Source organism: Mesorhizobium sp. WSM4887, assembly GCF_029625865.1.
GTDB lineage: Bacteria > Pseudomonadota > Alphaproteobacteria > Rhizobiales > Rhizobiaceae > Mesorhizobium.
Window position 1 is genome coordinate 1585996 of record NZ_JARTVP010000001.1, and the last position, 26375, is coordinate 1612370.

Annotated in this window: 30 protein-coding genes; 18 read left to right on the forward strand and 12 right to left on the reverse strand. The window is 63.8% G+C overall.

Annotated elements, in window-relative coordinates; genetic code table 11:
- Positions 1-14: 14 nt before the first annotated feature.
- The 6 genes from P9230_RS07565 to P9230_RS07590 form a co-directional block, all read right to left on the reverse strand.
- Positions 15-1211, reverse strand: coding sequence for a serine hydrolase (locus P9230_RS07565; RefSeq protein ID WP_278118159.1), 1197 nt, complete (start codon positions 1209-1211; stop codon positions 15-17).
- A gap of 140 nt (positions 1212-1351) precedes the next feature.
- Positions 1352-2386 (reverse strand): extracellular solute-binding protein, encoded by a 1035-nt coding sequence (locus P9230_RS07570; RefSeq protein ID WP_278118161.1) that lies wholly within the window; start codon positions 2384-2386, stop codon positions 1352-1354.
- Positions 2387-2414: 28 nt separating this feature from the next.
- Positions 2415-3218: an ABC transporter permease gene (locus P9230_RS07575; RefSeq protein ID WP_095823377.1), complete on the reverse strand. Its 804-nt coding sequence runs from the start codon at positions 3216-3218 to the stop codon at positions 2415-2417.
- The gene (locus tag P9230_RS07580; protein WP_278118163.1) at positions 3211-4134 is read right to left on the reverse strand and encodes an ABC transporter permease; all 924 of its coding nucleotides are present in this window, start codon (positions 4132-4134) and stop codon (positions 3211-3213) included. Before P9230_RS07580 ends, P9230_RS07575 begins: the two co-directional genes overlap by 8 nt.
- A gap of 13 nt (positions 4135-4147) precedes the next feature.
- Positions 4148-5248, reverse strand: coding sequence for an ABC transporter ATP-binding protein (locus tag P9230_RS07585; protein ID WP_278118165.1), 1101 nt, complete (start codon positions 5246-5248; stop codon positions 4148-4150).
- Between the two features lie 143 nt (positions 5249-5391).
- Positions 5392-7050, reverse strand: coding sequence for an amidohydrolase (locus P9230_RS07590; RefSeq protein WP_278118167.1), 1659 nt, complete (start codon positions 7048-7050; stop codon positions 5392-5394).
- A 168-nt stretch (positions 7051-7218) separates the two neighbouring features.
- Between P9230_RS07590 and P9230_RS07595 the strand changes: the two genes are divergently transcribed.
- From P9230_RS07595 to P9230_RS07605, 3 genes are all read left to right on the forward strand, one after another.
- Positions 7219-8250 (forward strand): histone deacetylase family protein, encoded by a 1032-nt coding sequence (locus tag P9230_RS07595; protein ID WP_067326110.1) that lies wholly within the window; start codon positions 7219-7221, stop codon positions 8248-8250.
- 428 nt (positions 8251-8678) lie between these two features.
- On the forward strand, positions 8679-9389 hold the full coding sequence (locus tag P9230_RS07600; RefSeq protein ID WP_067002732.1) for a helix-turn-helix transcriptional regulator: 711 nt from the start codon (positions 8679-8681) through the stop codon (positions 9387-9389).
- Positions 9386-10156 carry a helix-turn-helix transcriptional regulator gene (locus P9230_RS07605; protein WP_278118171.1) on the forward strand — a complete coding sequence of 257 codons (771 nt, stop codon included), beginning with the start codon at positions 9386-9388 and terminating at the stop codon, positions 10154-10156. The genes P9230_RS07600 and P9230_RS07605 overlap by 4 nt, the downstream gene beginning before the upstream one ends.
- Positions 10157-10192: 36 nt before the next feature.
- Here P9230_RS07605 and P9230_RS07610 read toward each other — a convergent pair whose 3' ends face one another.
- From P9230_RS07610 to motA, 6 genes are read right to left on the reverse strand one after another with little or no spacing between them, the layout of a single operon-like run.
- The gene (locus P9230_RS07610) at positions 10193-10630 is read right to left on the reverse strand and encodes a hypothetical protein (protein ID WP_278118173.1); all 438 of its coding nucleotides are present in this window, start codon (positions 10628-10630) and stop codon (positions 10193-10195) included.
- Between the two features lie 19 nt (positions 10631-10649).
- Entirely contained in the window at positions 10650-11732 is a 1083-nt protein-coding gene (gene flhB / locus P9230_RS07615; RefSeq protein ID WP_278118175.1) for a flagellar biosynthesis protein FlhB, read from the reverse strand.
- A gap of 24 nt (positions 11733-11756) precedes the next feature.
- A complete protein-coding gene (locus P9230_RS07620; protein WP_278118177.1) occupies positions 11757-12773 on the reverse strand; it encodes a flagellar motor switch protein FliG in 1017 nt (338 codons plus the stop codon).
- Positions 12774-12816: 43 nt separating this feature from the next.
- Complete coding sequence (gene fliN, locus P9230_RS07625; RefSeq protein ID WP_278118179.1) at positions 12817-13203, reverse strand: flagellar motor switch protein FliN; 387 nt, start codon at positions 13201-13203, stop codon at positions 12817-12819.
- Between the two features lie 30 nt (positions 13204-13233).
- Positions 13234-14169: a FliM/FliN family flagellar motor switch protein gene (locus tag P9230_RS07630; protein WP_278053809.1), complete on the reverse strand. Its 936-nt coding sequence runs from the start codon at positions 14167-14169 to the stop codon at positions 13234-13236.
- Between the two features lie 34 nt (positions 14170-14203).
- Entirely contained in the window at positions 14204-15079 is an 876-nt protein-coding gene (gene motA, locus P9230_RS07635; protein WP_067002381.1) for a flagellar motor stator protein MotA, read from the reverse strand.
- Positions 15080-15223: 144 nt separating this feature from the next.
- Between motA and P9230_RS07640 the strand changes: the two genes are divergently transcribed.
- The 15 genes from P9230_RS07640 to P9230_RS07710 all read left to right on the forward strand — a co-directional run bounded on the left by P9230_RS07640 (position 15224) and on the right by P9230_RS07710 (position 26234).
- Positions 15224-16000 (forward strand): DUF1217 domain-containing protein, encoded by a 777-nt coding sequence (locus P9230_RS07640; RefSeq protein WP_067326092.1) that lies wholly within the window; start codon positions 15224-15226, stop codon positions 15998-16000.
- A gap of 7 nt (positions 16001-16007) precedes the next feature.
- On the forward strand, positions 16008-16730 hold the full coding sequence (flgF, locus tag P9230_RS07645) for a flagellar basal-body rod protein FlgF (protein ID WP_067002386.1): 723 nt from the start codon (positions 16008-16010) through the stop codon (positions 16728-16730).
- A gap of 4 nt (positions 16731-16734) precedes the next feature.
- Positions 16735-18141, forward strand: a complete 1407-nt coding sequence (gene fliI, locus P9230_RS07650; protein ID WP_067326089.1) for a flagellar protein export ATPase FliI — start codon at positions 16735-16737, stop codon at positions 18139-18141.
- The gene (locus tag P9230_RS07655; protein ID WP_095830734.1) at positions 18122-18781 is read left to right on the forward strand and encodes a hypothetical protein; all 660 of its coding nucleotides are present in this window, start codon (positions 18122-18124) and stop codon (positions 18779-18781) included. The genes fliI and P9230_RS07655 overlap by 20 nt, the downstream gene beginning before the upstream one ends.
- Positions 18782-18870: 89 nt before the next feature.
- Positions 18871-19251: a flagellar basal body rod protein FlgB gene (flgB, locus tag P9230_RS07660; protein ID WP_095823386.1), complete on the forward strand. Its 381-nt coding sequence runs from the start codon at positions 18871-18873 to the stop codon at positions 19249-19251.
- Positions 19252-19253: 2 nt separating this feature from the next.
- The gene (gene flgC, locus P9230_RS07665) at positions 19254-19670 is read left to right on the forward strand and encodes a flagellar basal body rod protein FlgC (RefSeq protein WP_067326083.1); all 417 of its coding nucleotides are present in this window, start codon (positions 19254-19256) and stop codon (positions 19668-19670) included.
- Positions 19670-19999, forward strand: coding sequence for a flagellar hook-basal body complex protein FliE (locus P9230_RS07670; RefSeq protein WP_095800438.1), 330 nt, complete (start codon positions 19670-19672; stop codon positions 19997-19999). The genes flgC and P9230_RS07670 overlap by 1 nt, the downstream gene beginning before the upstream one ends.
- Positions 20000-20008: 9 nt before the next feature.
- On the forward strand, positions 20009-20797 hold the full coding sequence (flgG, locus tag P9230_RS07675) for a flagellar basal-body rod protein FlgG (RefSeq protein WP_067002397.1): 789 nt from the start codon (positions 20009-20011) through the stop codon (positions 20795-20797).
- 6 nt (positions 20798-20803) lie between these two features.
- Positions 20804-21346, forward strand: coding sequence for a flagellar basal body P-ring formation chaperone FlgA (gene flgA, locus P9230_RS07680; protein WP_278118183.1), 543 nt, complete (start codon positions 20804-20806; stop codon positions 21344-21346).
- Entirely contained in the window at positions 21343-22584 is a 1242-nt protein-coding gene (locus tag P9230_RS07685) for a flagellar basal body P-ring protein FlgI (protein WP_067002401.1), read from the forward strand. The genes flgA and P9230_RS07685 overlap by 4 nt, the downstream gene beginning before the upstream one ends.
- A 62-nt stretch (positions 22585-22646) precedes the next feature.
- Positions 22647-23180: a MotE family protein gene (locus tag P9230_RS07690; protein WP_245322266.1), complete on the forward strand. Its 534-nt coding sequence runs from the start codon at positions 22647-22649 to the stop codon at positions 23178-23180.
- Positions 23177-23881, forward strand: coding sequence for a flagellar basal body L-ring protein FlgH (gene flgH, locus P9230_RS07695; RefSeq protein WP_067002405.1), 705 nt, complete (start codon positions 23177-23179; stop codon positions 23879-23881). The genes P9230_RS07690 and flgH overlap by 4 nt, the downstream gene beginning before the upstream one ends.
- A 17-nt stretch (positions 23882-23898) precedes the next feature.
- Positions 23899-24393: a flagellar basal body-associated FliL family protein gene (locus P9230_RS07700; protein ID WP_095823390.1), complete on the forward strand. Its 495-nt coding sequence runs from the start codon at positions 23899-23901 to the stop codon at positions 24391-24393.
- A complete protein-coding gene (fliP, locus tag P9230_RS07705) occupies positions 24390-25121 on the forward strand; it encodes a flagellar type III secretion system pore protein FliP (protein WP_127241320.1) in 732 nt (243 codons plus the stop codon). Before P9230_RS07700 ends, fliP begins: the two co-directional genes overlap by 4 nt.
- 228 nt (positions 25122-25349) lie before the next feature.
- The gene (locus P9230_RS07710; RefSeq protein ID WP_067326063.1) at positions 25350-26234 is read left to right on the forward strand and encodes a flagellin; all 885 of its coding nucleotides are present in this window, start codon (positions 25350-25352) and stop codon (positions 26232-26234) included.
- Positions 26235-26375 lie beyond the last annotated feature (141 nt).

Consider the following 26375-nt stretch of genomic DNA (forward strand, 5'->3'; position numbering starts at 1 on the left):
TCTATCTCTGACTTTCAGCCTAGCGCGGCGGCTATGGCGTGCACGGCCTTAAGCGTCGCCACCGAATAGGCGGCGTTGAGGAAATCCGGATAGGTCGAAAGCTTCACGACGACCATCCTGTGCTCCCAGCTGATATGGATCATCTGGCCGAACACGCCCTTGCACATCAGTGCGCGAGAGCGTGGATCCTCGATCCAGAACTGGTTGCGGTAGCTGCCGTCCGGAAGGCTCGGGCTGAAGTCCGGTCCGTGCTTGCCGCTGCGCGTCGTTTCGATCCACTCGGCAGGGATGACTCCGCCGCCATTGTCGAGGATCAACTGGCCGAAGCGGCCATAATCGCGCAGCGTCGCGTTGAAGCCGCCATCGGCCAGCGCATAGCCGGCGCTGTCGACGGTGAAACAGGCGCTCTCGTCGGCGCCGAGCTTTTGCCAGAGTTCTTCCGAGACCAGCTGCGCCAGGCGCTTGCCGCTCACCCGCTCCATGATGAAGGCAAGCACATCGGTCTCGATCGAGCGGTATTCGAAGGCCTCGCCATGTTCGCGCACCTTGTCCTTCAGCCGCAGGATCAGCTCGAACAGATGCGCGGGCCACCGGAAATCAGGATCGCTGCCCGGCGGTATCGGCTTCCAGCCGGTGGCGACATCGACCTGGCCGATCTCGGAATAGCGATCGGTGTATTCCTCGGAGAAGCGCACGCCCGTGGTCATGTCGAGCACTTGCTGCACGGTGGCCCCGGCCCAGGCGGTCTCGCCGAGCTCCGGAAGATAATCCGTCACCAGCCTGGCCGGGTCGATCAAGTCGCGCCCGACCAGGATGCCGAACACCGATCCCGTGACCGACTTTGCCATCGACTGCGACAGATGCAGCGTGCGCTCGTCCATGCCGTTGAAGTAGCGCTCATAGGCGACCCTGCCGTCCTTCAGCACCAGCAAACCGTCCGTGTAGGTCTCGTCGAGCAGGCCGGCGAGCGTTGTCGGCCGGCCCTCGCTATCCGCCACCGCCAGGTCGTCGAGATCGACCTCGGCGCGCTCGAGCCGACGGCGATGACCTTGGCCGCGCCAGACCTCGACGGTCGGCAAAAACTCACGCACGTGCTGGAAGGCCCAGCGGTTCCACGGTCGCCGATCCCAGTCGAGCTTCGGCAGAGCCATGGCCGGCGGCGAGCCCTGCATGATCGGCGGCCGCGGATCGGAGTTGCGGTAAGATGTCATGAGAATTTCCCTATCGCCGCCTGCCGTCTTCCACTCACTTGGATGAGGAGCGGTCAGCACGGCGGGCGATAAGCCCCCGAATGGGCCTTTCGAGTGGCTCCGCCTTCTTCCCGTTCGCGCGGGAAGAAGGCGGAGTGCCGCTATTTCTGAACGTCCGTCCAGATGCGCGTGTAGAGTTGCTGCACCTCGGGCGAGCAGGGGGTGAGGAACTCGCCCGCTTCCTCCAGTTCCGGCGGTACCACCAGTTCGGGCGCATCCTTCATGTCGGCTGGCATGAACGCCTTCGAACCCTTGATACCATTGGCATATTTGGCGAAGGCGGAGATCATGGCGGCGTTCTCGGGATCCATGATGAAGTTCATGAACAACTTGGCGTTCTCGACATTCTTTGCATCCTTCAGGATGGCAACACTATCCATGAAAAAGGGGAAGCCCTCCTTCGGGTAGCCGAACTTGATGTCGGGGTTCTTGATGCGCGAGCGCATGATGGCGCCGTTCCAGTAGTACACGGCCGAGTAGTCGCCGGCCGGTAGCTTCTCGGTCACGCTGTAATCCATGGCCAGCCATTTCGGCTTGGCCTCCACTAGCTTGTCGCGCACTTTCTTGAGCAGTTCCTTGTCGTCCGTGCACCAGTCGCCGCCCAGATACTTGATGGTGGCGAACAGAACGTCGTTCATTTCTGGCGCGACGTTGATCTTGCCGACCAGTTCCTTCGGCGGGTCGAGGAAGATGGCCGAGGTGTTGATGTCGCCGCTATAGACCTTTGTGTTGACGCCGATACCGGTCAGGCCCCACTGCCACGGAACCGTATAGTGACGGCCCGGGTCCCAGGGAACGTTCACCCAGCGCTCGTCGACATTCTTGAAGTTCTCCATCTGGTCGGGCCGGGCCTCGAGCAGAAGCCCTTCCTTCACCCAGATCGGCACGTAGTTGGCCGACGGCACCACAATGTCGAAGCCGTGACCACCGGCGCGTACCTTTGCTAGCGCGGTGTCGTTGGAGTCGTAGTCGGTGATCGTCACCTTGACCTTGTAGGCATCCTCGAACTTCTTGATCATCTCGGGGCTGGTGTAGTCGCCCCAATTGAAGATGTTGAGTTCGCCTTCCGCATACGCACTGCCCGCAAAAGCGAACAATGCGAATACCGCCGTAGCGGCCGTTATCTTCCTTTTCATTGCTATTCTCCCGTTTGGCAATCGTTAGTCATGGCTTGCGCCGATTGACGAAGTAGAACGCAGTTACGAGCACCACCGACAGCGCCAGGAATAGCGTGGCGATCGCATTGATTTCCGGGCTCGTTTCGCGCCGCAACTGGCCGAGCATGTAGGTGGGCAGCGTATCCTGCCCGCCGGACTTTACGAATTCGGTGATGACCACGTCGTCCAGCGAAATGACGAAGGCGAGCATGAAGCCCGCGATGATGGCCGGCCTCAAGAGCGGCAGCGTCACAAAGCGGAAGGCTTTCCAAGGCGTGGCGTATAGGTCAGCGGCTGCGCGCTCTAGCGTCAGGTCCATGCTCTCCAGCCGCGCCCGGATCGGCAGGTAGGCGAACGGGATGCAGAAGGCGGTGTGCGCGGCGATCAGGTAGCCGAGCCCTGAGTAACCGGTCCAGACCTTGATGCGCGAGAACACGATCAGGAGCGCGACGCCGGTGACTATCTCCGGCACCATCAGCGGCTGGTTGATGAAGGCGTACTTGAAGGTGAGGCCGGGATAGGGCCGCGTGCGGGTCGTGGCCAGCGCAGCCATGGTGGCGGCGATCGTCGACAGCGCGGCGGCCGAGACCGCCAGCACGAGCGAGCGGACGGAGGCATCCTGCACGGCCGAATTGTGCCAGGCCGAAATAAACCAGCGTAGTGAGACGCCATCCCAGCGCGAAAGCGAATCCGCCGCGTTGAACGAATAGGCGACGAGCGCCGCGATCGGCAGATAGAGCGCGAAGAAGGTCAGAAGCGCCATGAAGCCGAAGCCGGGCTGCGCCTGGATGTCGAACGGACGCTTAGCCATGGACACCCTCCGAACGGGATGCGTTGCGCACGTAGAACAGGAGCGCGATCATCACCAGCACCATGAGCGTAATCGAAATAGCCGCGCCCAGAGGCCAGTTACGACCCGCGCCGAACTGCAGTTCGATCAGGTTGCCGAGCATCATGTTCTTGCCGCCGCCCAGCACCCGCGGAATGACATAGGCCCCGAGCGAGGGAATGAAGACCAGTATCGAGCCGGCGATGACGCCGGGCTTGATCAGCGGGAAGATGATGCGGCGCAGGACCTGCCAGCGACCCGCGTAGAGGTCATATCCGGCCTCGACCAGCCTGAAGTCGAGCTTCTCCATCGAGGCGTAGATCGGCAGCACCATCAGAGGGAGGTAGATATAGATCATGCCGAGCAGGATGGCGGCGTCGGTATTCATGATCTGCAGCGGTTGCTTGATGATGCCGAGCGTCATCAAGGCCGTGTTGACCAGCCCTTCGTTGCGGATCACCTGCTGCATGGCGAAGGTGCGGATCAGGAGGTTCGTCCAGAACGGAATGGTGACGAGGAAAACCCAAACCTCGCGCGTCTTCGGCGGTCGCGTGGCGATGAAATAGGCCGTAGGAAAGCCGAAGAGCAACGTCAGCACGGTGGTGTAGAACGACAGGCTTATCGAACGCCAGAAGATGGTCAGATGCGCGTCCGCCAGACCCAGCGTGTCGTCGAAGATGTCACGCTGGAACAGGACCGATGTCCATCCGTCCAGCGAGAACGTGCCGACCTGCACGTCGCCATAGTCGCCCTTCAGCATGAAGGAATAGGCCAACATGACGAAAAGCGGCCCGATGGCGGCCAGGAGGATGATGACGAGCGCCGGCGCCGAGAGCAGCCAGCGGTCGCGTATGTCCCTAGCGTCGGCGGCGCGAGCAATTTCCTCGGCGTTGGCCATGAATGGAAGTCCTCTAGTCCTTCAGCGCTTGAGCGGCATTCGCGCCAATCGCGACGCCCGCGCGGCTGCCCGGCGCCAGCGCTTCGCCGCCTCCGCGGCTGTTCTGCCGCCGCACGATAAAGGCACTGCCGTCGTCGAGCTTGAGATGGAAATGCGTGTCAGTGCCGAGATAGACGACGTTCTCGACCGTGCCCCTGAGCGAAGCGTTGGCGTCCGCCGGACCGATCTGAGCGTGCTCCGGCCGCACCACCAGCGTAACGCCAACCGACGGCGTGAAACCTTCCGGCAGCGATGCCGAGATTTCCGCGCCGGACGAGAGCCTGACGGTGGCGCGCCCATCGGCCACGCTTTTCACTTCGCCCTTGAGGAAATTGCTCTCGCCGATGAAATCGGCGACGAAGCGTTCCGCCGGCTTGTCGTAGATGTCGCGCGGCGTGCCGACCTGGAGGATCTTGCCGGCCGACATCACCGCGATGCGGTCGGACATGGTCAGCGCTTCTTCTTGGTCGTGGGTGACGAAGATGAAGGTGATGCCGGTCTCGTGCTGCAGCCGCTTCAGTTCGATCTGCATCTCCTTGCGCAGCTTGTAGTCGAGCGCCGAGAGCGGCTCGTCGAGCAAGAGCACCTTCGGCTGTGGCGCGAGCGCCCGGGCGAGCGCCACGCGCTGCTGCTGGCCGCCCGAGATCTGGCTGGTGCGGCGCGCCTTGAGCGCCTCCATCTTGACCAGTTTCAGCATCTGAGCGACCCGTGCCTCGATTTCGCCCTTGGGCTTGCCGAGCATCTCCAGACCGAAGCCGATGTTCTGCGCCACCGTCATGTGCGGGAAGAGCGCGTAGCTCTGGAAGACGGTGTTGACGGGTCGCTTGAACGGCGGCAGCGGCGCGATGTCCTGGCCGTGCAGCATGATTTCGCCGGCGCTTGGGAAATCGAAGCCGGCAATCAGTCTCAAAAGCGTCGTCTTTCCGCATCCGGACGGGCCGAGCAGCGTGAAAAACTCGTTCTCGCGGATCGAGACGGACACCGTGTCGAGAGCGGCTACCTGGTTTTCACCGGTTCCAAATACTTTTCGTACGCCGCGAACTTCGATCGCGTTCTTACCCGGTTGTTCCGGCACGATTACCCCATTGAGAGAGCCTGCTCTTGGCGGCAGGTGCGTTCCTGTTTGATTGTCACCATAAGCCGACCGGCTTGGCAACTGCGGAGCTGCTACTCGTTTTTTTAACGCAATACCCATGCCAGCCTCAGGCCTAGTCAATCCTAAGCTTGGAAAGTGATCTTGCCGCCACAGATGGTGGTGACCGGCCGCACGGTGTGCAGCGCCTCCGGCGCCGTCTTCTCGATATCGGCCGACAAAACCACGATATCGGCGAGGTATCCGGGCTTCAGGCGCCCCTTGCGGTGTTCCATGAACTCGGCATAGGCGCCTTCGACCGTGTAGCCGGCAATCGCTTCATGCAGCGAGAAGCTCTGGTCCGGCAGGCCTTCTGCCCAAGGTTTGCGCAAGACCGCCGCCTGGATGCCCAGGATCGGGTCAACCGGCGAGACCGGCCAGTCGGATGCGAAGACGACCCGCGCGCCGGCATTCTTCAAGGTGCGCCAGGCATAGCTCAGCGGCCACTTATCGTGGCCAATGCGCGAGATCGTCGGCTCCAGCGGGAAATTCATCGCGCCCGGCGGATGCGGCGGCTGCATCGAGGCGAGCACGCCGAGCTCGGCGAAACGCGGCACATCGGACGGGGTGATCACTTCGATGTGCTCGATGCGGTGCCGGCTGTCGCGCCTGCCGTTTTTCTTCGCTGCCGCCTGGTAACCGTCGAGCACGGCGCGCACCGCTCCGTCTCCGATCGAATGAACGGCGATCTGCAGGCCGCGCCTGTCGGCTTCGACCGCAGCCTCGGCGAAATGCTCGGGGGAAAAAAGCGGCTCGCCGCGCCAGCCCGGACGGTCGGCATAATCGTCGACCATCACCGCGGTCCAGGAATCCAGCACCCCGTCGTAGAAGACCTTGACCATGCCGGACGACAGCCACTCGGAATTGTACGCCGCCGCCATGCGCGAGGCTTTTTCCAGCATGTCCAGCTTCATGAAATTCTTGAAGTGGAACGGGATCTTGGTGCGGCAGATGAGCCGTCCTTCCTCTTGCAGTCCGGCGAGCAGCTCGAGCTGGTAGAGGTTGCCGTCCATGTTCTGGATCGAGGTGATGCCGTGCTTTGCGCACCACTCAAGCCCGCGATGCATGAGGTCGCGGTCGGCGGCAAGCTCCGCTGCCGACGGATAGGGATCCGGCTCCGCACCTTGGAGGCCGAGCCGTGTCCGGTTCGCGCCGAAATGATCGAGTACGGGACCGAACGCCTCGCCTTCGCGCAACTCGCCGGCGGCAAGCCCGTCCGCGCCCATGACGATTTCGTTGCCTGGTCCCACCTGCTTGCCATGCAGCAGGCCGGCCTCTTCCAGCGCCTTGGTGTTCGCCCACATCGTGTGATGGTCGGAGGCCGACATGGCGAAGGGCCGGTCGGGAATGATACGGTCGAGGTGATGGCGGGTCACCGGCTCGGGCAGGATCGCATAGTCTACACCGGCGCCGAGCAGCAGCCTGGCTTTCGGACGCTTCGCCGCAAAGCCCTGGATCGCGTCGCGAAGCGCGTCGAAGCCCTGCACGCCTGTCAGATGCAGATTGTCGAGCTCGGCCGCGCCGCCGAACAAATGCATGTGCGCTTCGATGAAGCCCGGCAGGACGGAGCCGCCCTGAGCATCGACGACACGAGTGGCAGGGCCTTTGCAGTCGCGGAGGCTATCGCGATCTGCGATCGCAATTATCTTATCACCTTTGATGGCAATGGCCTGGGCGGCGGGGGTATCCGGATCCATCGTCAATATGCTGGCGTTCTCGACGATAAGATCGGCCGTTTGCGGCATCATTTTCTCCCATTTCTGCCTAGGCTAGCAGAGTATTGGCGTCTGGCAAGCCGTCCCATGCTGGCCCGAAAGACAAATTGAAATGCCCCTTGGCGGCGCCGGAACTCTCTGCCACAAAGCTGTTTGAGGCCCCGTAACCAGAACTCGAACAGCGAGCCAACTCCCAAAATGAAGACAGTTTTTTCGCCGCTTCACGCAGGTCACGCCGGCCAGATGGAACTGGTCACCTCGGCGATCGTGCCGGGTTTCGAGAAGCCCTCGCGGGCCGAATTCATCAAGGCAAGGGTGGAAAGCGAGAAGCTGGGGCCGATCATCGGGCCGGTCGAGCACGACCTTGCCGCCGCCAAGCGCGTGCATGAAGCGCACTACATCGATTTCCTGCCGACGGTTTGGCCGGAATGGGTCGCCGCCGGCTTCAAGGGCTCGGCGATGGGCTTCACCTGGCCGACGCGCGGCCTGCGCGGCGATGTCCCGCCGAAGCGCATTGACGCCCTGCTCGGCTACTATTCCTTCGATGCCGGCGCCACTTTCGTCGAAGGCACATGGAAGGCGATCAAGTCATCCTATGACGTCGCGCTGACGGCGGCCGCCCTGGTCAAGGGCGGCGAGCGGACCGCCTTCGCGCTCTGCCGCCCGCCCGGCCACCACGCCGGCGCTGCCTTCATGGGCGGCTACTGCTTCATCAATAACGCCGCCGTCGTCGCGCAACGGTTCCGCGACCAGGGCGCAAGCCGCGTCTCGATCCTCGATGTCGATTACCACCACGGCAATGGCACGCAGGAGATTTTCTATCGCCGCGGCGACGTCCAGGTGCTCAACCTGCATGGCGATCCGATGGTCGAGTACCCCTTCTTCCTCGGCCATGCCGACGAGCGCGGCGAGGATGAAGGCGAAGGCTTCAACGTCAACTACCCGATGCCCTTCGGCACCAACTGGGACGGCTGGAACGCAGCGCTGGAAGACGCCTGTGCCAAGCTTGCCGCCTATGCGCCGGACGTGGTCGTGGTCTCGCTCGGCGTCGACACCTTCGAGAAGGATCCGATCAGCCAGTTCAAGCTGAAGAGCGAAGACTATCCCAAGATCGGCCGGCGCATCGCCAAGCTCGGCCTGCCGACGCTGTTCGTCATGGAAGGCGGCTACGCGGTTGAGGAAATCGGCATCAACGCCGTCGGCGTGCTGACCGGCTTCGAGGACCGCTGAGCCATATCTGATCAAAAGGACGCGCTCCACCTGCAACGGAGCGTTATTTTTTCGATTTCACCGGGAAATCATCGGCTCGATGCAGCTCTGAAGCCACCCCCAAGTAACGCGATGAGCAGCAGCTGAGTCGCAACACGAGTCCAGCGGATTCGATTTTGTCAAATCGCGTTTGATGTCGGATTCATCTGCGGGTAGATTAGACCCGAATCAGCCGGTCCACGGGGGGCGCGGCGACCACCCAAAGTCTCAAGTTCCGGCGTCCTGCCGGTACCAGACGCGGACGGCTTCGCGTTCCCTGTAAGGATTCGGCTCGGTTGGGCGCTGTGCGCGCCCGTGGGTGTGTCTTCGTAAACGTGATGCGTTTCGGGTCCGAGCGCTGGCCAATGCCAGCACCGGGCGCAAGGATCGATTCCGGTCAGAATATCAAAATGAGCAGTCCCGCCGCGCTTCTTCAATCCGACGCTTCAGGCTCGCGCCTGGCGTCGCGCGGCGATCTCACCAGTTTCTTCATGCAGCTTTCAGCCGATATCGGCGCCGACAGCTATATGTTGGTCGCCATGGTGCACGATCAGGATCGAAACGACGCGCGTATCGTGTCGTCGAACTGGATTTTCGACGCCATCGAGTTGATCGGCAAGCGGCTGATTGCCAATCTCGCGCTCGGCCCGCTGACGGCAGCGCCGGGCGTGCGCCCCAAGCCATTGGTCGCGGCGCATGCGCCCGACGCCGGCGCGCTACTGAGCGGCGAGGAAGCGCGGCTGCTCGATGTGCTCGGCCACGCCGAGATCTATTCGCTGCGGTTGAATGTCGGCCGCCAGCGCCTTTTCGTGCTGTTTTCCGCCGCCGAGCCCGGCAAGATCGACCTTACGGCCTTGATGAAGGCGCAGCTGAAATGCTGCTACGCGTTATCCAGCATCCCGCAATTGATCGCCGCGGCATCCATGCAGGATCCGCTGTCGGACCGCGAGCGCGAATGCCTGTTCTGGGTATCGGAGGGCAAGACCACCGACGAGGTGGCCCTCATCCTTGGCGTCTCGTCGAACACCGTCAACAGCTACATCACGCATGCCATCCAGAAATTCGCGGCTTCGAACCGCGCGATGGCGATTGCGACCGCTATCAGGAGCGGCATCATTTGAAGCACGCACAGATCAAAGAGGCCGCTGCCGCCCTTTTCAACGAGCAGCGCAATCCGTTCGGCGCCTTCTCGCTCGGATCGGAGACGCATCACGCGGTGACCATTCCGGACGCCGTGCGCCGCTGCCGCTGGATCGCGGTCGATATCAACGCTTCTGGTTTCGGACTGTTCTTCGTCAGCCCCTCGCTGGAGCGAGCGCGCCTGGTCGCCTGCTTCGATTCGGATTATCCGTCGACCGGCCTCACCACCAAATTCATCTCGGGCGCCAGCGGCGAGGAAATGGTGCGCCACAGCCGCATCTCGACGACGCCGCGCTGGTGGGCCGACAGCGGCATGGCCGTTTCGCAGCAGAGGTTGGAGAGCCTGGCATGGTCCGAACCGGCCGCGCCGCTCGCGCCCGGCACCGACGGCATCGCCTTTCCGGTGCATGCGGAGCGCGGCCAGTGCGGGCTGGTCGTCTTCCTGGGGCCGGATATGACCCTTTCGGACGACACGCTATGTGAAATCCACGCGCGCTGCTTTGCCCTGTTTGCGTCGGTCGCCCGCATCCGTCCAAGCGAAACCGGCAGGACGCGCGCCATTTCCAAGCGCGAACTCGAATGCCTGAAGCTGACCGCCAACGGCAACACCAGCGAGGAGATCGCGAAGCTCCTGAAACTGTCGGTGCACACCGCCAACCAGTATCTCACCCAGTCGACGCAGAAGCTCAACGCTGTCAACCGCAACCAGGCGGTCGCGAAGGCGCTGCGGCTTGGCCTGATCGAGTAGCTCGCCCAGGCCGGGCGCCGAGAACCTGAAACATCGTCAAGGGAAAGTGAGCGGCTCGGTCCTCCGGATGCGCGCCTCGTCGATCGCGTCCTCGAGCAGGGCGGTGTTGTGCTCCGGCGTCTCGCCCGGCTTCTCGAAAGAAACGTAATTGACGATCACGGACGTGCCCTGCCCGGTCAGCATCAGCTGGAAATAGACTGTCACGCCGCGCGGCCGAAGCTCGAGATCGAGCACGATGCGCGGACTGCCGTTCCAGTCGACATGCGCTTCGCCGCCATGGCCGAGCCTGAGCGTGCCCGGCTGGAAGTAGAGCTCCGCAGCCGAGTCCACCAGGTCCGACAGGCAGGCGAAATGCTCCAGCCGGATGAAGGCGATATAGTCAGCGACCTCGATCAGGCGCAGCTCGCCCACCACGTCCTGGATGGCATTGGCGACGATCTGCTCGCGTGAATTGGCGTGTGGTTGCCGGTTCATGGATAGAAACAGCGTCCGATCATTGGGTTACTTTTCGCTCGGTCTTCTTCGAGTAGACGATCCGCACCAATTCGGCGACGGCCTGGTAGAATTGCGACGGGATCACGCTATCAACTGAAACTTGCTTGTACATGGAGCGGGCAAGCGCCACGTCCTCGAAGATCGGGATGTTGTTCTCTCTCGCGATCTCGCGGATTTTCAGCGCCACCAGATCCTGGCCCTTGGCGAGCACCAGCGGAGCGGAGTCCTCTTCGCGCACATATTTCAGCGCGATGGAATAGTGGGTCGGATTAGCGATGACGAGCGTCGCGCGCGGCACCGCCGTCATCATGCGCCGCCGCGCCCGGTCACGCGCCAGCGAGCGCAGGCGCGACTTCACGATCGGATCGCCTTCCGACTGCTTCAGCTCGTCTTTCACTTCCTGCTTGGTCATGCGCAGGTCACGCCGCCAGTGGAAGCGCGACCAGACGATGTCGGCGACCGCGATCACCCCCATGACGAAGACGATCGCCACCAATATGTCGACGAAGATGCCACGGATGACCATGCCGAACGACACCGGGTTGGTGATCATGCCGGCGAGCAGCCTGCGGTGATCTTCCGACAGCGTGAAGGCGAGCACGGCGATGGCGAAGGCAAGCTTGGCCAGCGACTTGGCGAATTCGACAAAGCCCTGCACGCCGAACAGGCGGCTCCAGCCCTTGGCGATCGAAATTCGCGACAGCTGCGGCCGGATCCGATCGCCGACGAATTGCGGGATGTTCTGGAACACCGAAGCGCCGACGCCGGCGACCACCAGCAGCACCAGCAGGCTGACGACGGCGCGACCGATTTCGAACAGCACGGTCTTGTAGAGCTCGATGACGTCGGTCTCGGTGTCCATCGGCCAGGCTTCAGGCTTTTCCAGGAACATGGCGAGGAACATGCCGAGATTGACGATGGCGTCCTTGGCGTAAAAGACGCTGAACACCAGTATGGCGAGGAAGGAAGCGAAGATCGCCGTCTCGCGCGAGTGAGGCAGCTTGCCCTGCTCGATCGTGTCGCGGATCTTCTTTTCTGTGGCTTCCTCGGTTTTGGAATCCTTGTCGACCCCCTCAGCCATGATGCCCTGACCGCATTGCTGTCGTCAGGCGGCTTCGGCAGTGGTCTGCATCGAGGGAAGCTCGAACGCTCCCTGCCGCGAGAGACGAATGGTCGCCACGGCGATCGTCTTTCGCGCCGCCATGATGTCGGCCAGCGCGATACCTTCCGATCCCTGTCCGAGCTCGGATTCGATCATGCGGCGCGAGCGAGCGCCGATCGCCGACAGCACGGATTCGGTTAGCTCCGCCGGCGCGCCGCGCAAAGCCAGTGTGACGAGCTCCGTCGACAGCCCGTCGAACAGAAGCACGCGCGCCTTCTGGGCGAGCAGCGGCAAGTCGTCGAAGGCAAACAGCCGCGACCTGACCCCGGCCAGATCCGGCGTGCCGGCGTCCTCCAGGTCCTGCATGAGTTCGTCGAGCTCGGGCTTGGCCATCTCGTTGAGAACGCTGGCGACGCGCTCCTGGCCGACCGAGGTGTCCCTGGTCGCTTTTTGCGAAAGCACGCTGGCGCGCAACTGGTTCTCGACGATCCTGGCTGCCGCATCCGGAATGTTGGCCATCGTCACCATACGCTTGATGATCTGGCTGCGTATCGGCTTTTCCATCGTCAGCAGCACATTGGCCGCGGTCTGCGGCGCAAGCTTCGACAGCACCATGGCGGACGTTTGCGGGTGTTCGCCGGCGAGGAAGGTGCCCAGGCGCGTCGGCTCGAGCTTTTCCAGATCCGGCCAGATCGGCGGCGGCCCCTCAGGAGCGGGCTCGAACTTCTTCTCGCCCATGATGGCGCTCATTTCCTCCGGCGACAGCGATTCGTTGAGGATCGTGTCCATCCGGTCCGCCGAGTCGAGCAGGCCTGCGCCCTCGGTGAACTCGGCCTCGAATTCCGCAACGATGCGCTCCAGGTCGGTTTGCGGAATGGTGCGCAGCAGCCGCGCGCCCTCGATCAACGCCTTCAGCTCCTCCTGCTTGAAGAATTTGAGCAGCCGGCTGGCCGAGGGCTTGCCCATCGCCACCAGGATGGCGGCGGCCTTTTGCGGGCGCGTCAGCGTCAACGACGTCATTGGGCATGGCTCCGCTGCCGGTGAATGCTCTCGCCGTCCATGCTCAGGCGCTCTTGGTAGCAGCGTTGATTTCGGTAAGCCTGATGCCGAAGCGCGACGGATCGTGTTCCAGCACCGTGATCTCGCCACGCGCGATTCTGCGGCCGTTGACCACCACGTCGACCGGCTCGCCTATGCGGCGGTTGAGCGCTACCGTCGAGCCCTTCTGCAGCGCCATCAGCTCCGACACCGGCATTTCGGTGCTGCCCAGAATGATCTGCACATCGACCGGAATCGTCATGATGATCGCGGAATTGGCGCCGGCCTGCAGGGCAGCGTCGGGGCGGTTCTCCTCCTCCCGCAGCACGCCCCGCAATTCCTCGATGGCGCGGTCGAGCTGCTCGTCCGGCTGGTCGGCTTCGGGTTCGGCTTCCACCTTGGTCTTCGCCATGCCTCGTCTCCAATAATCCCAAGCCAGGCCTCAGCCCGGCACCAATCCGTCGACGAAATCCTGCCCGCCATCGTGAGGATGCCGGATGCGGACCGTGTAGTTCTGTCCGAGCTTGCCGAACTCGCAGACAAACAGCGTCTTGTCGCGCGCGCTGAGCTTTGCCTGCAGCTGCGCATCTTCCTCGAACTCGATCACCTGTCCGGGCTGGAAGGCGGCGAGATCGCCAAGCGACAGCCGGGCGAGCGGCATGGTGGCCTCGAGCCGCACGGCCGAGCGCATCACTTCCTCCGAAAAGCGGGCTCGCCAGTCGAATTCCGTCGTCTGGTCGCCGCCGTGATCGGCGGTGGCGCCGCGGGTCGCCAAAAGGATTCGCTGCGGGATCATCACCGTCACCGTGCCGGTGTCGGTCGGCGTCGAGATGCCATAGATGATGCGAACCGCCGCCCCGTCGCGTAGCACGCGCCGTTTCGCCTCGTTGCCGGACATCGCCCTCGGGACAGGCTGGCGCAGCTCGAGAGAACGCCGGCCCGATCCGTTCAGCGCCATCGCGACCTCTTGGAAGACGGTGGTGGCGACGTCGGTCTCGATCTGTGACAGGTCGCGCTCGATCGGCGCCACCGGCTGGTCCGGATCGCCGCCGAACAGCGCCTGGACCATGACGGCGATCGCCGGCGCGTCCATGACGAGCGTCATGGCGTCGGCCGAGGTCGGCGAAGGAACGATAGTCATGGCGAAGGTTTCGCCGGCGCGCATACGCGCATCGGGGACACGTCCCACTTCGACCGCCTGCAGGTCGACGGTGACCGGCGCGCCCAGCTCTGCGGAAAGTGCTTTCTGCAGCAGCGGCAGCGAGCGCTCGGCCATGCCGCGGCCGACGCCGATCACCTGCGCGGCCTCGCCGCTGTCGCCGACGAGACGCTCGATGATGAGAGCCCGGGTTTGCGACGGACTTGCCGGACTGGTCATGACGCCAAACGGCCCCGGCTGAAGTTCTGCATGCTCAGGCCGCCTTCTTCTCGGCGGTGCCGGTATTCATCGTGCTCTGCTCGACGGCATCGATCGTCGGACGCTCATAGGACGAAATGGTCTTGCGGCCGAACTCGATCGCGACCTGCGGCAAGGCGCCGTTCATGTAAGCGAGCAGCGTCTGCTTGACGATGATGTACAGGCGGTTCTTCTTCTCGCGCACCGTCTTGATCTTGGTGGCGACCGGACCGACCACGGCATAGGACAGGAAGATGCCGAGGAAGGTTCCGACGAGCGCAGCACCAATCAGCCCGCCGAGAATTTCCGGCGATTGGTCGAGCGCGCCCATCGCCTTCACCACGCCGAGCACGGCCGCGACGATGCCGAGCGCCGGCAGGCCGTCGCCGACCGCGACCATCGCGTGATAGGCCTTCAGCTTGTCGGTGCGGATCGTCTGGATCTCCTCATCCATCAGCGCCTCGATCTCGTGCGAGCGCGCATTGCCGATGATGATGATGCGGCAATAGTCGCAGATGAAATGCGTCAGGTCGTGGTTCTTGAGCACCGTCGGGAACGCCTGGAAGATCGCCGACTCTTCCGGATTGTCGATATGCGCCTCGACCTCGCTGCGCGACTTCGATCGCAACTCGCGCATCAGGCTGTGCAGGACGCCAAGCGTTTCGAGATAGTCGCGCTCCTTCGGCACGGCCTGCTTGAAGGCCTCGAGAATGCCCTTGCCGGTGTCCTTGACCGTCTTCATCGGGTTGGCGACAAGGAAAGTGCCGAGCGCTGCGCCGCAGATGACCACCGCTTCCCAAGGCTGGATCAGCACATGCAGATGCCCACCCATGGCCATGAAGCCACCGAGCACGCAGCCAAGCGTCACCACAAGTCCGATCAGAATACCCACGACAGGTCCTTCCGCATGTCACGTCGGGGATCAGGGATAGTCCTCGTGCCTTGTGTGAGGCTTGAATCGCGATGCGGAAACCGATTCAGCCTCGCACAAGGAAGCATCGCTATCGTCACCGGAAAGCTTCGGCCGGAGGCGCAGATGTTGAACACGTATACGAGCTATCAGCTCATCGCCAAGGACATCCCAAAGGCAATCGACCAGGTCGAGTCGCAGCCCGTCGTGAAGCGTGACACCGACTACTATTTGGCCAATATCGGCAACGTCAAAAGCATCGACGATTTCGTCAACAACACTCGGCTGTTCAACTACGCGATGAAGGCGTACGGGCTGGAAGACATGGCCTATGCCAAGGCCTTCATGGTCAAGGCGCTCAAGGAAGGCGTGTCCGACTCCGACAGCTTCGCCAACAAGCTGAGCGACAAGCGTTACGCCGACTTCGTCAAAGCGTTCAACTTTGCGGCTTACGGCTCGACCGCCACGCTCTATCCCTCCGCCCAGCAAGGCGCGGTCGACAAATACATGCGCCAGACACTGGAGGAGAATGCCGGCGAAACCAATCAGGGCGTGCGGCTGGCGCTCTATTTCCAGCGTAAGGCGCCTGACATCAACAGCTGGTATGACGTGCTCGCCGACACGGCCCTTTCGAGCGTGGTGCGCACGGCTCTCGGCCTGCCCGACTCCATCGCGTCGGCCGACATCGACAAGCAGGCGCAGATGTTCGAGCAGAAGCTCGATATCGCCGACTTCAAGGATCCCGACAAGCTGAACACCTTCCTTACCCGCTTCACCAGCCTGTGGGAGATCAACAACCCGACGACCACTGCCGTGACCTCGGTCAGCGTGCTGTTCGCGCAGCCGACCACGGTCGGCATCTCGACCGATCTGATGATGGCCATGCAGAAGCTGAAGTTCTGAGAACACCATGCAGGACAGTCTCTACGTCGCCCTATCTTCGCAGATTGCGCTCGAACGCCGTCTCGACACCATCGCCGACAATGTCGCCAACGCTTCGACCATCGGCTTTCGCGCCACCGGCGTGAAATTCGAGGACGTGGTCTCCGGCACCGGGCCGAAGTCGGTATCCTTCGCATCCTCCGGCAAGACCTATCTTTCCAGCGCGCACGGCTCGCTGACCGAAACCGGCAATCCTTTCGATTTCGCCATCCAAGGCGACGCCTGGTTCGCCATCGAGACGCCGGCCGGCACGGTGATGACCCGCGACGGCCGTTTCTCCATGAACGAGAACGGCGAGCTGATGTCGATCGAAGGCTATCCGGTGCTGGACAGCGGCGGCGCGCCGATCCAGCTCGATCCGCGCAACGGTCCGCCCAAGGCCGGCGCCGATGGCTCGCTACGCCAAAACGACCAGCTCGTCGGCGCCATCGGCCTCTACGATTTCGACCCCGGCGCCAATTTCGTCCGCTACGGCAATTCGGGCATCGTTCCCGCGCGGACCCCGGAACCGGTCACCGACCGCTCCGATGTCGGCGTAGCTCAAGGGTTTCTCGAGGAATCCAACGTCAATCCGGTGCTGGAGATGACCCGGCTGATCCAGGTGCAGCGCGCCTTCGAGAATACGGCTGCGCTGATCCGGCAGAGTGCTTCGTCCACCGACGATGCGATCAAGACGCTCGGCGACAAGTAACGGGATGGCGAACGGCTCGTCCCTGCTCCGCGCGCCTGAGAAGCTTGCAGACGCCGGTCCCACGGATCGGCTGGCCGCGCTCGAACGCATCTGGCGGCGGTTCGACAACCCGGAAACGCTGCTCAGCCGCGGCGGCCGCGTCGTCGAGATCTCGCCCACTCACTACAAGGTGCGCGGCCTTTCGGACATTGCCAGGCTCGGCGACATCGTCGAGCAGCGCGGCAAGACCGGCACGCGCCGCGGCGAGATCGTCAGGATAGGCCGCGACGAGGTGGTGGTCGCGCCGTTCGAGCGCCACGCCGATGCCGGCATCGGCGACACCGTTTTCCGGCGCGGCCCACTCGCGGTCGCGCCGGATGTTTCCTGGCGCGGGCGCGCCATCGATGCTTTGACTCGCGTCATCGACGGCGGCCCGCCGCTGGTCAGGCCGAATGCCGCCGGCAGCGCCGACACATTGACGCCCGGCGCCATGTCGCGGCAGCGGGTCGGCACCGGCTTCCTGACCGGAGTGCGGGTGATCGACATCTTCACGCCGCTCTGCTTCGGCCAGCGGCTCGGCATTTTCGCCGGCTCCGGCGTCGGCAAGTCGACGCTGCTTGCCATGCTCGCAGGTGCCGAGGCCTTCGACACGGTGGTCGTGGCGCTGATCGGCGAGCGCGGCCGCGAGGTACGCGAATTCCTCGAGGACACCATCGGCGCCGACAGCATGGCCAAGACCGTCGCGGTCGTCGCCACCAGCGACGAGAGCGCCATGATGCGCCGGCGCGCGCCCGACACAGCCATGCGCGTGGCCGAGCATTTCCGCGACCAGGGCCATCGCGTGCTCCTGGTGCTGGATTCGATCACCCGCTTTGCCCATGCGCTGCGCGAGGTGGCGACGGGCACCGGCGAGCCGCCGGTCGCGCGCGGCTACCCGGCATCGGTCTTCACCGATCTGCCGAAGCTGCTCGAGCGCGCCGGACCAGGCGCCGAGGGCAAAGGCTCGATCACCGCCATCATCTCGGTGCTGGTGGACGGCGACGACCACAACGATCCGGTGGCCGATTCGGTGCGCGGCATCCTCGATGGCCACGTCGTGCTCGACCGCGCGATCGCCGAGCAGGGACGCTACCCGCCGGTCAATCCGCTGTCGTCGATCTCACGTCTCGCCGACAAGGCCTGGAGCGCCGAGCAGCGCATGCTGGTGACAAGGCTGAAAGCGATGATCGCGCGCTTCGAGGACACGCGCGACATCCGTCTGCTCGGCGCCTATCAGGGGGGCGCCGACGCCGAGCTCGACATCGCCGTGCGCCAGGTGCCGCTGATCTACGAGGCGCTCACGCAGTCGCCGAGGGACCGCGCATCGGCCGATCCGTTCACCGATCTCGCCCGCCATCTCAAGGGGAAGCAGAATGGCGATCAAGGAGACTGACCTGCAACAGACCGAGCGCATGCTGCGTGAGATGATTGCCGAGGCCAAGGCCGCCGAGGAGGCCGACGCCAGCCGCGACTCGCTCATCAACGGCCTGTTCCCGAAAAAGGTGGAGTGGCCGCAGCCGCCGCCGGCCCAGTTCCCGCGCCTGGCCAACAGGAAAGCGGACCGGCGCAGCGATTTCGTCGTCGCAGCGCTCGGCATCACGCTCGGCCTGATCTGCGCGCTGTTTCCCTGGTATATCTTTTTCAACCAGGAGCAGTTCGGCGTCCAGACCATCAAGTTCGGCGGCAGCGGCAGCAATTCCGGACGCGAGGGCGGCGGCGTCGCGGCCGAACGCAGCGGACCGCTGACGGCCAAGGACGTTCCCAACGCCGATATCGACCTCCTTGCCACTGGAACGGTGCAGGACGAACCCCCGCCGGCGCCTGGCGACCAGCCGTTCCCTGCGGCCGCGGCGGAATTCAGGATGGTGCATGTCGCCAATGGCCGCGCAATGATCGAGGACGACACCGGCCTGTGGATCGTCCAGCGCGGCTCCGTCCTGCCGGACTCCAGCCGCGTCGCCGCGATCGAGCAGCGCGGTGGCAAGTGGGTGATCGTCACCGATGCCAACAAGGTGATCCAGCTTTCCAGGTAATGGCCTCGTAACGGGCCGCGGGCTCGCTCCGCGCAAGGTCCGCGCAAGACTGGCGGCCTAGTCTTGTGCGTACTCGCCCGGAGAGTCCCATGGAACCCGTCAACCTCTTTGACCTCGCCACCCGGCAGTCGCAATGGCTAGCCGTGCGCCAGTCGGCGATCGCATCCAACATCGCCAATGCCAACACGCCGGGCTACACGGCAAACGACGTCGAACCGTTCGAAAAGGTCCTCGACCGGACTGCGGTGACGCTGGCGGCCACCCAGACCGGCCATTTGGGCCCCGAGGGGACCAATGCCGGCTTCAATCTCAAGCCGGAGGATGTCACGGGCTCGATAATGCCGTCGAAGAACACGGTGGTGCTCGAGGACGAGTTGATGAAGGCCGGCGAAGTTCGCCGCTCCTTCGAGCTCAACACGGCGATCGTCAAAGCCTTCCACTCGATGATGACGATGGTGGTGAAGAGCTGACCATGGACGCCCTGACCGCAGCCCTTAAAGTCGCGGCATCCGGCCTTGGCGCCCAGTCGGAGCGTCTGCGCGTGGTGTCGGAGAACCTCGCCAATGCGCAATCGACGGGCAACACGCCTGGCGCCGATCCCTATCGCCGCAAGACGATCAGCTTCCAGTCCGAGCTCGACCGGACGAGCGGTGGTTCGCTGGTCGAGGTGAGCTCGATCGCGCGCGATCCGTCGGACTTCCCGATCGAGTTCCAGCCCGGCAACGAGGCCGCCGACGCAAAAGGGTACGTGAAGATGCCCAACGTCAACGTGCTGGTCGAAATGGCCGACATGAGCGAGGCCAACCGCTCCTATGAGGCCAACCTGCAGGTCATCAAGCAGGCTCGCGATCTGATTTCCATGACCATCGACCTGATGAGGAACCAGTAATGATCGGCGGTATCGGGGCACTACAGTTCAAACCGGCAATCGACGGCACGGAGGCCGCCTCGCCGGGCCTGCTTCAGGGCGGCGTCGGCACCAAAGCAGGCGAAGGCGTCGGTAGCAGCTTTGCGGAGGCTCTCAGCCAGGCTGCGACCAAGACCGTCAACACGCTGCAGAACGCCGAGCAGATGTCGATCCAGGCGCTCAAAGGCGACGCCGACACCCGCCAAGTGGCCGATGCGGTGCTGAGCGCCCAGCAGGCCCTGCAGACGACGATCGCCATCCGCGACAAGGTCGTCTCGGCCTATCTCGAAATCAGCCGCATGAGTATCTAGGACCGCGTCATGAAAGCCCTTGCCATCGCCGCGACCGGCATGAACGCCCAGCAAACCAATCTGGAAGTCATCGCCAACAACATCGCCAACATCAACACCACCGGCTACAAGCGGGCGCGCGCCGAATTCTCCGACCTGCTCTACCAGGTCGATCGCACCCAAGGGGTGCCCAACCGCTCCAACACCTCGCTTGTGCCCGAGGGCGTTTCGATCGGCCTCGGCGTCAAGACGACGGCCGTGCGCAACGTCCATACACAGGGCGAGCTGACCAGCACGGGCAACAGCTTCGACCTGGCGCTGACCGGCCGCGGCTGGTTCCAGATCGAGGGCGCCGACGGCAGCACGCTCTACTCCCGCGCCGGTGCCTTCAACACCAATGCCACCGGGCAGCTGGTCACCGCCGACGGCGCCACCGTCATTCCGGCGATCACCGTGCCGACCGACGCGGTCGAGGTCATCGTCAACAAGACCGGCCAGGTCTTTGCCCGTATCGACGGCCAGACCGACCTTCAGCTTCTCGGCCAGCTTCAGATCGCCAACTTCGCCAATGAGGCGGGCCTGGCGCCGCTCGGCGACAATCTGTTCCAGGAGACGGCGGCCTCTGGCCCGGCCAATGTCGGCGTTCCAGGCGATCCGGGCTTCGCCACCATCGAGCAGGGCTATCTGGAGTCCTCCAACGTCGATCCGGTCAAGGAAATCACCGAGCTGATCTCGGCGCAGCGCGCCTATGAAATGAACTCGAAGGTCATCCAGGCCGCCGACGACATGGCCTCGGTGGTCTCAAAGAACATCAGGTAACCGACGATGGCCATGCCGGCTTCCTGCCCTGCTTTTCGTCGCGCCGTGCTGGCCCTTGCGCTGGTGGTCGTCGGCGTGCCGGCGCTTGCGCAAGAGACGGGCCCATCTCCCTTGCGATCCGGGGAGTCGGCCAACCAGCTCGCCGCCAATCAAGCGGTCTGCGAAGCCGTGCTGATCCCCAACCGGGTCATCTATCCCGGCGAGACGATCGAGCTTGCGGCGCTGAAGCAGGTGACGCTTGTCCCGGGCAAGCACAAGCCGGACGGAATGGCGACGCGCTCCGAGGAACTTCGGGGCAAGGTCGCCAAGCGCACCCTCGTGCCCGGCCGCTACATTCCGGCGGCCGCGATCCGCGATGCCTGGCTGGTCGAGCAGGGTGCCTCGGTGCAGGTCTATTTCACCGCCGGAGCGCTGACCATCTCGGCCGCCGGCGTCACGCTGCAGCCGGGCGCCGCCGGCGACCTCATCAAAATTCGCAATGTCGACAGCGGCAAGATCATTTCCGGCACAGTAATGGCCGACGGCACGATTCGGGTCGGCGCATCGTGAGGCGCGTCTTTGCCCTTCTGCTGAGCGCCGCGATCGGCCTTCAGCCCGCATTGGCCGATGGGCTCACGTCCAAGGCCAAGCGCGAACTTGCGCAAAAAAATGGCGGCGTCTACGACGACCCGGAATACGATCCGGCCACCACCACCCGCATGTTCCGCGTCTCGACGGGACCGAGCACGCTGCCGCCCGGCCAGGTCGCCGCGCGCATCAAGGACATTGCCCAGCTGCAGAGCGCGCGCGACAACCAGCTCGTCGGCTACGGCCTGGTCATCGGCCTGGCGGGAACCGGCGACAGCCTGCGCAACTCGCCGTTCACCGAACAGTCGATCCGCGCCATGCTGGAGAACCTCGGCATCGCCACCGAAGGTGGCAGCGCGCGCGCCAAGAATGTCGCCGCCGTCATCGTCACCGCCAACATGCCGCCCTTCGTCCAGTCGGGCGCGCGCATCGACATCGACGTCTCCTCGATGGGAGATGCCACCTCGCTTGCCGGCGGCACCCTGGTGATGACGCCGCTCAAGGCCGCGGACGGCGAGATCTACGCCGTCGGCCAAGGCTCGGTGATCGTGGGCGGTTTCACCGCGCAGGGCCAGGCCGAGCAACTGACGCAAGGCGTGCCCACCGCCGGCCGCGTGCCGAACGGCGCCATCGTCGAGCGCTCGGTGCCCGCCGAGTTCGACGACCAGGGCGTGCTGACGCTGCAATTGCGCAATCCCGATTTCTCAACCGCCATCCGCATCGCGGACGCCATCAACGACTACACCTCGCAGCGCTTCGGCATGCGGGTTGCGGCCGAGCGCGATGCCCGCACCGTGCAGATCAGACGGCCGAAGAACGTATCGGCCGCGCGCTTCTATGCCGAGATCGAAAACCTGGTCGTCGAGTCGGATGCGCCTGCCCGCGTCGTCATCGACGAGCGCACCGGCACCATCGTCATCGGCAACAACGTCAAGATCTCGCGCGTCGCCATCAGCCACGGCACTCTCACCGTGCGCATCACCGAGGCGCCGAAAGTGGTTCAGCCGGAGCCCTTCTCCAAGGGCGAGACGGCGGTCGAGCCCTTCACCGCCATCGAGGCCTCGCGACCCGACGCCCGCGTCGCCGTGCTCGACGGCCCCGACCTTGAAACGCTCGTTTCCGGTCTCAACCGTCTCGGCGTGAAGCCCGATGGCATCATCGCCATCCTGCAAGGCATCAAGTCGGCCGGCGCCCTGCAGGCCGACCTGGTTCTCCAATAGGCATGCCGATGATGGAGCTCTTCTCCTCAAACCCGCATCGTCGCCCGAGACTTCATACGACCATGAAGCTGATAGCCGCTGTCGCGATCGCTGCGCTTATGGGCGGCACTCCGGGTCGCGCGGAAGAAGTCCGCCAGGTGCTGCCCGGCGGACAGGCCCCGGCCCAGCCGGCTGAGCTCGCGCGCGGGAAGGCGCCGGACGAGAGCGAGATCCAGCGCTTCTGCTCCAACATCGCCGATGCGGCTCGCGACCGCCGCTACGCGTTGCAGGCCGAGGAGCTGAAGCAGCTCCAGGCAGGCATCGACGAGCGCATGAAAGCGCTGGAGACAAAACGCGCCGAGTACGAGCAGTGGCTGAAGCGACGCGAGGTATTCCTGGCGCGCGCCGAAGAGAGCGTCGTCAAGATCTATGCCGGCATGAAGCCAGACGCCGCGGCCGAGCGCCTGGCAATGGTCAACGCCGAGCTCGCTGCGGCCATCCTGATGAAGCTCGATGCGCGCAAGGCCGGCGTCATCCTCAACGAAATGGACCAGAAGGCGGCGGCGACGCTCACCGGCATCATGGCCAGCGCGGCGCGAAGGGTTGATCCGTCATGAAGTTGAAATTGCTCGTCCTTGTCGCGGTCGCGGCACTGTCCGGCTGCGGCACCGACCTCAAGGAAGTCGGCCGGGAGCCTGCGCTCTCACCGGTCGGCTCCGGCATCGGCAATGGCGGCGCTGCCCCCTACTCCTATCCGGAGCCGCCGGCGAGACCCGTCAAGAAATTCTCGCTTTGGGATGATCGCCAGAGCAGGCTTTTCACCGATCCGCGGGCGCTACGCGAGGGCGATATCCTGACCGTCAACATCAAGCTCAACGACAAGGCCAATTTCAAGAATAAGAACGACCGCAGCCGCACCGCCGCGCGCAAGCTCGGCTACGACGTGACGCTCGGTTGGGACGGCAAGAGCACCAGCGGCAAGGGCGATGCCGGCTTGAGCTCCAGCACCGAGACCAACGCCGACGGCGAGATCAATCGCTCGGAGAATCTCGAGCTCAATGTCGCCGCCGTCGTCACCGAAGTGCTGCCCAACGGCAATCTGATGATCAGGGGCTCGCAGGAAGTGCGCGTCAATTACGAACTTCGGGTCCTCACCATCGCTGGCATGGTGCGTCCCTCCGATATCGGCGCCGAAAACACCATCCCCTACGAGCGCATCGCCGAGGCACGTATCTCCTATGGCGGACGCGGCCGCGTGAGCGAGGTCCAGCAGCCGGCCTACGGTCAGCAGATCCTCGACCAGGTTCTTCCTTTCTAGGCGGGGAGATCGCTGTCGTGGCAAACGTCGAGCAGGCTCAGTCCAAGAAGGGACCTTCCCTTGTGGTCCAGCTCGCCATGCTCTTGGCCATGACGGGCGCGGCCGTCGGCATGGGCTGGTTCTCGGGCGGCTATCTCAAGCAGGGAGAAGCCCCGGCGCCTGTTCCTGCCGCACCTGAGAACGCCGGCAACCCGGAGAAGTCGGCCGAAGTGGGCAAACAGATCGCCGGACCGACGGTGGTCCAACTGGCGCCGATCACCACCAATCTCGCCGCACCTAGCGAAATCTGGATAAGGCTGGAGGCATCGGTGCTCTACGACGCGCCGCAGCCGCAGGAAATGACCGAGCAGATCCATCAGGACCTGCTGGCGTTCGTGCGCACGCTGAAGATGCATCAGATCGAAGGCGCCAGCGGCTACCAGCATCTCAAGGCCGATCTCGACGAGCGTGCGGCGCTGCGCAGCGGCGGCCACGTCAAACAGGTTCTCATCAGGACGATGCTGCTCGAATGAGAAAGTTCCTCATCGCCACGGCGCTCATCGTCGCCACCACCTCTGTCGCCGCGGCCCAGCAGCTCGATCTCGGCGGCATAGGCAAGGCCGACGGCACCACGGTCGGCTATCTCATCCAGATGTTCGGGCTGCTCACCGTGCTTTCGGTGGCGCCGGGCCTGCTGATCATGGTGACGAGCTTCACCCGCTTCGTCATCGCCTTCTCGATCCTGCGCGCCGGCATCGGCCTACAGTCGACGCCGGCCAACCTGATCCTGATCTCGCTGTCGCTGTTCATGACCTTCTATGTCATGGCGCCGACCTTCGACCAAGCCTGGAACACCGGCGTCAAGCCGCTGATGGACAACCAGATCACCCAGGCCGAGGCCTTCGAGAAGATCTCGGATCCGTTCCGCAGCTTCATGCTGCACAATGTGCGCGACAAGGATTTCGATCTTTTTGCCGATCTCGCCCGCGAGCGCGGCCAGACCGTCTCGCGTGACACCGTGGACCTGCGCATTCTGGTGCCCGCCTTCATGATCTCGGAAATCAGGCGCGGCTTCGAGATCGGTTTTCTGATCGTGCTGCCGTTCCTGGTGATCGATCTCATCGTCGCCACCGTGACCATGGCGATGGGCATGATGATGCTGCCGCCGACGGTGGTTTCCCTGCCGTTCAAGATCCTGTTTTTCGTGCTGATCGACGGCTGGAACCTTCTGGTCGGCAGCCTGGTGCGATCCTTTACCTGATCGCCCCGCCGGGCTCCAGGACGACACTTAAGGCTTCGCCTGCTAAGGCCCGCGCGAATTATTTTGGATTAACCGTCCAGTTTAGCCGTTTGGTAGGAAGTTGCCCGCATAGTCCGCTCCAGATGGCGGGTGATCGGGTCTCAGCGATCATGGGCATGATGCCGCACCGTCATACCGGACAAGCCGGTATGTCAAAAAAATCCGTGTAAAAACCAAGGTACGAGTATCATGTCCAGTATCATGACCAATTCCGCTGCGCTGACCGCGCTGCAGAGCTTGAACAACACCAACAAGCAGCTCGAGACCACCCAGTCCCGCATTTCCACCGGCTACCGTGTCGCCACCGCCAGCGACAACGCCGCTTACTGGTCAATCGCCACCTCGATGAAGTCCGACAACAAGGCGCTCTCGGCCGTTCAGGACTCGCTCGGCCTCGGCGCAGGCAAGGTCGATACCGCCTACACCGCCATCAACGACGTCAAGGATCAGGTCGACCTGATCAAGACCAAGCTGGTTACCGCCCGCGGCGCCAGCCAGGAAGACCAGCAGAAGATCGCGACCGAAATCAAGGCCATCCAGGATCAGATCAAGTCGTCGGTCACCAACGCCAACTTCGCCGGCTCGAACCTGCTGCAGAACGACGGCACGGCTGCTTCCGATCTGAACATCGTTGCTTCGTACAACCGCACCGGCTCGACCGTCACCATCGACACCATCAAGGTGGCCTCTGCCGACACGCAGGTCCTCGACACGGCGGGCACCGGCGGCATCGTTGGCGGTCTGCTTGCGACGACCTTCTTCGACCCGAGCTCCGCCGCCGTCGCCGACACCGCCATCGACACCGCGCTCGGCAGCGTTGAAACGGCGCTCGGCAAGCTGTCCACCGGCGCCGCCTCGCTCGGCGCCGCAAAGTCGCGCATCGATACCCAGCAGAGCTTCCTGTCGAACCTGTCGGACTCGATCGACAAGGGCGTCGGCGCTCTGGTCGACGCCGACATGAACAAGGAATCGACCCGCCTGCAGGCCCTCCAGGTGCAGCAGCAGCTCGGCATCCAGGCGCTGTCGATCGCCAACGGCAATTCGCAGCAGATCCTGTCGCTCTTCCGCGGCTGATCGCCCGGCGAACTTCAGGCATCTTTGTGGGGGGGGGGGCCCCCCCCCCCCCCCCGCGACCGGCTTCTGGAATTGCGGGATCCCCACACCCCCCCGGCCCCCCGGCGAAGAAAAAAACAGCCCCGACGGAGCGGGGGGAGG

Coding starts and splice junctions, on each gene's coding strand:
- P9230_RS07565 (WP_278118159.1), bottom strand. CDS start 1,211: ATGACATCTTACCGCAACTCCGATCCGCGGCCGCCGATCATGCAGGGC.
- P9230_RS07570 (WP_278118161.1), bottom strand. CDS start 2,386: ATGAAAAGGAAGATAACGGCCGCTACGGCGGTATTCGCATTGTTCGCT.
- P9230_RS07575 (WP_095823377.1), bottom strand. CDS start 3,218: ATGGCTAAGCGTCCGTTCGACATCCAGGCGCAGCCCGGCTTCGGCTTC.
- P9230_RS07580 (WP_278118163.1), bottom strand. CDS start 4,134: ATGGCCAACGCCGAGGAAATTGCTCGCGCCGCCGACGCTAGGGACATA.
- P9230_RS07590 (WP_278118167.1), bottom strand. CDS start 7,050: ATGCCGCAAACGGCCGATCTTATCGTCGAGAACGCCAGCATATTGACG.
- P9230_RS07595 (WP_067326110.1), top strand. CDS start 7,219: ATGAAGACAGTTTTTTCGCCGCTTCACGCAGGTCACGCCGGCCAGATG.
- P9230_RS07600 (WP_067002732.1), top strand. CDS start 8,679: ATGAGCAGTCCCGCCGCGCTTCTTCAATCCGACGCTTCAGGCTCGCGC.
- P9230_RS07610 (WP_278118173.1), bottom strand. CDS start 10,630: ATGAACCGGCAACCACACGCCAATTCACGCGAGCAGATCGTCGCCAAT.
- flhB (WP_278118175.1), bottom strand. CDS start 11,732: ATGGCTGAGGGGGTCGACAAGGATTCCAAAACCGAGGAAGCCACAGAA.
- P9230_RS07620 (WP_278118177.1), bottom strand. CDS start 12,773: ATGACGTCGTTGACGCTGACGCGCCCGCAAAAGGCCGCCGCCATCCTG.
- fliN (WP_278118179.1), bottom strand. CDS start 13,203: ATGGCGAAGACCAAGGTGGAAGCCGAACCCGAAGCCGACCAGCCGGAC.
- P9230_RS07630 (WP_278053809.1), bottom strand. CDS start 14,169: ATGACCAGTCCGGCAAGTCCGTCGCAAACCCGGGCTCTCATCATCGAG.
- P9230_RS07640 (WP_067326092.1), top strand. CDS start 15,224: ATGTTGAACACGTATACGAGCTATCAGCTCATCGCCAAGGACATCCCA.
- flgF (WP_067002386.1), top strand. CDS start 16,008: ATGCAGGACAGTCTCTACGTCGCCCTATCTTCGCAGATTGCGCTCGAA.
- fliI (WP_067326089.1), top strand. CDS start 16,735: ATGGCGAACGGCTCGTCCCTGCTCCGCGCGCCTGAGAAGCTTGCAGAC.
- P9230_RS07655 (WP_095830734.1), top strand. CDS start 18,122: ATGGCGATCAAGGAGACTGACCTGCAACAGACCGAGCGCATGCTGCGT.
- flgB (WP_095823386.1), top strand. CDS start 18,871: ATGGAACCCGTCAACCTCTTTGACCTCGCCACCCGGCAGTCGCAATGG.
- flgC (WP_067326083.1), top strand. CDS start 19,254: ATGGACGCCCTGACCGCAGCCCTTAAAGTCGCGGCATCCGGCCTTGGC.
- P9230_RS07670 (WP_095800438.1), top strand. CDS start 19,670: ATGATCGGCGGTATCGGGGCACTACAGTTCAAACCGGCAATCGACGGC.
- flgG (WP_067002397.1), top strand. CDS start 20,009: ATGAAAGCCCTTGCCATCGCCGCGACCGGCATGAACGCCCAGCAAACC.
- flgA (WP_278118183.1), top strand. CDS start 20,804: ATGGCCATGCCGGCTTCCTGCCCTGCTTTTCGTCGCGCCGTGCTGGCC.
- P9230_RS07690 (WP_245322266.1), top strand. CDS start 22,647: ATGAAGCTGATAGCCGCTGTCGCGATCGCTGCGCTTATGGGCGGCACT.
- flgH (WP_067002405.1), top strand. CDS start 23,177: ATGAAGTTGAAATTGCTCGTCCTTGTCGCGGTCGCGGCACTGTCCGGC.
- fliP (WP_127241320.1), top strand. CDS start 24,390: ATGAGAAAGTTCCTCATCGCCACGGCGCTCATCGTCGCCACCACCTCT.
- P9230_RS07710 (WP_067326063.1), top strand. CDS start 25,350: ATGTCCAGTATCATGACCAATTCCGCTGCGCTGACCGCGCTGCAGAGC.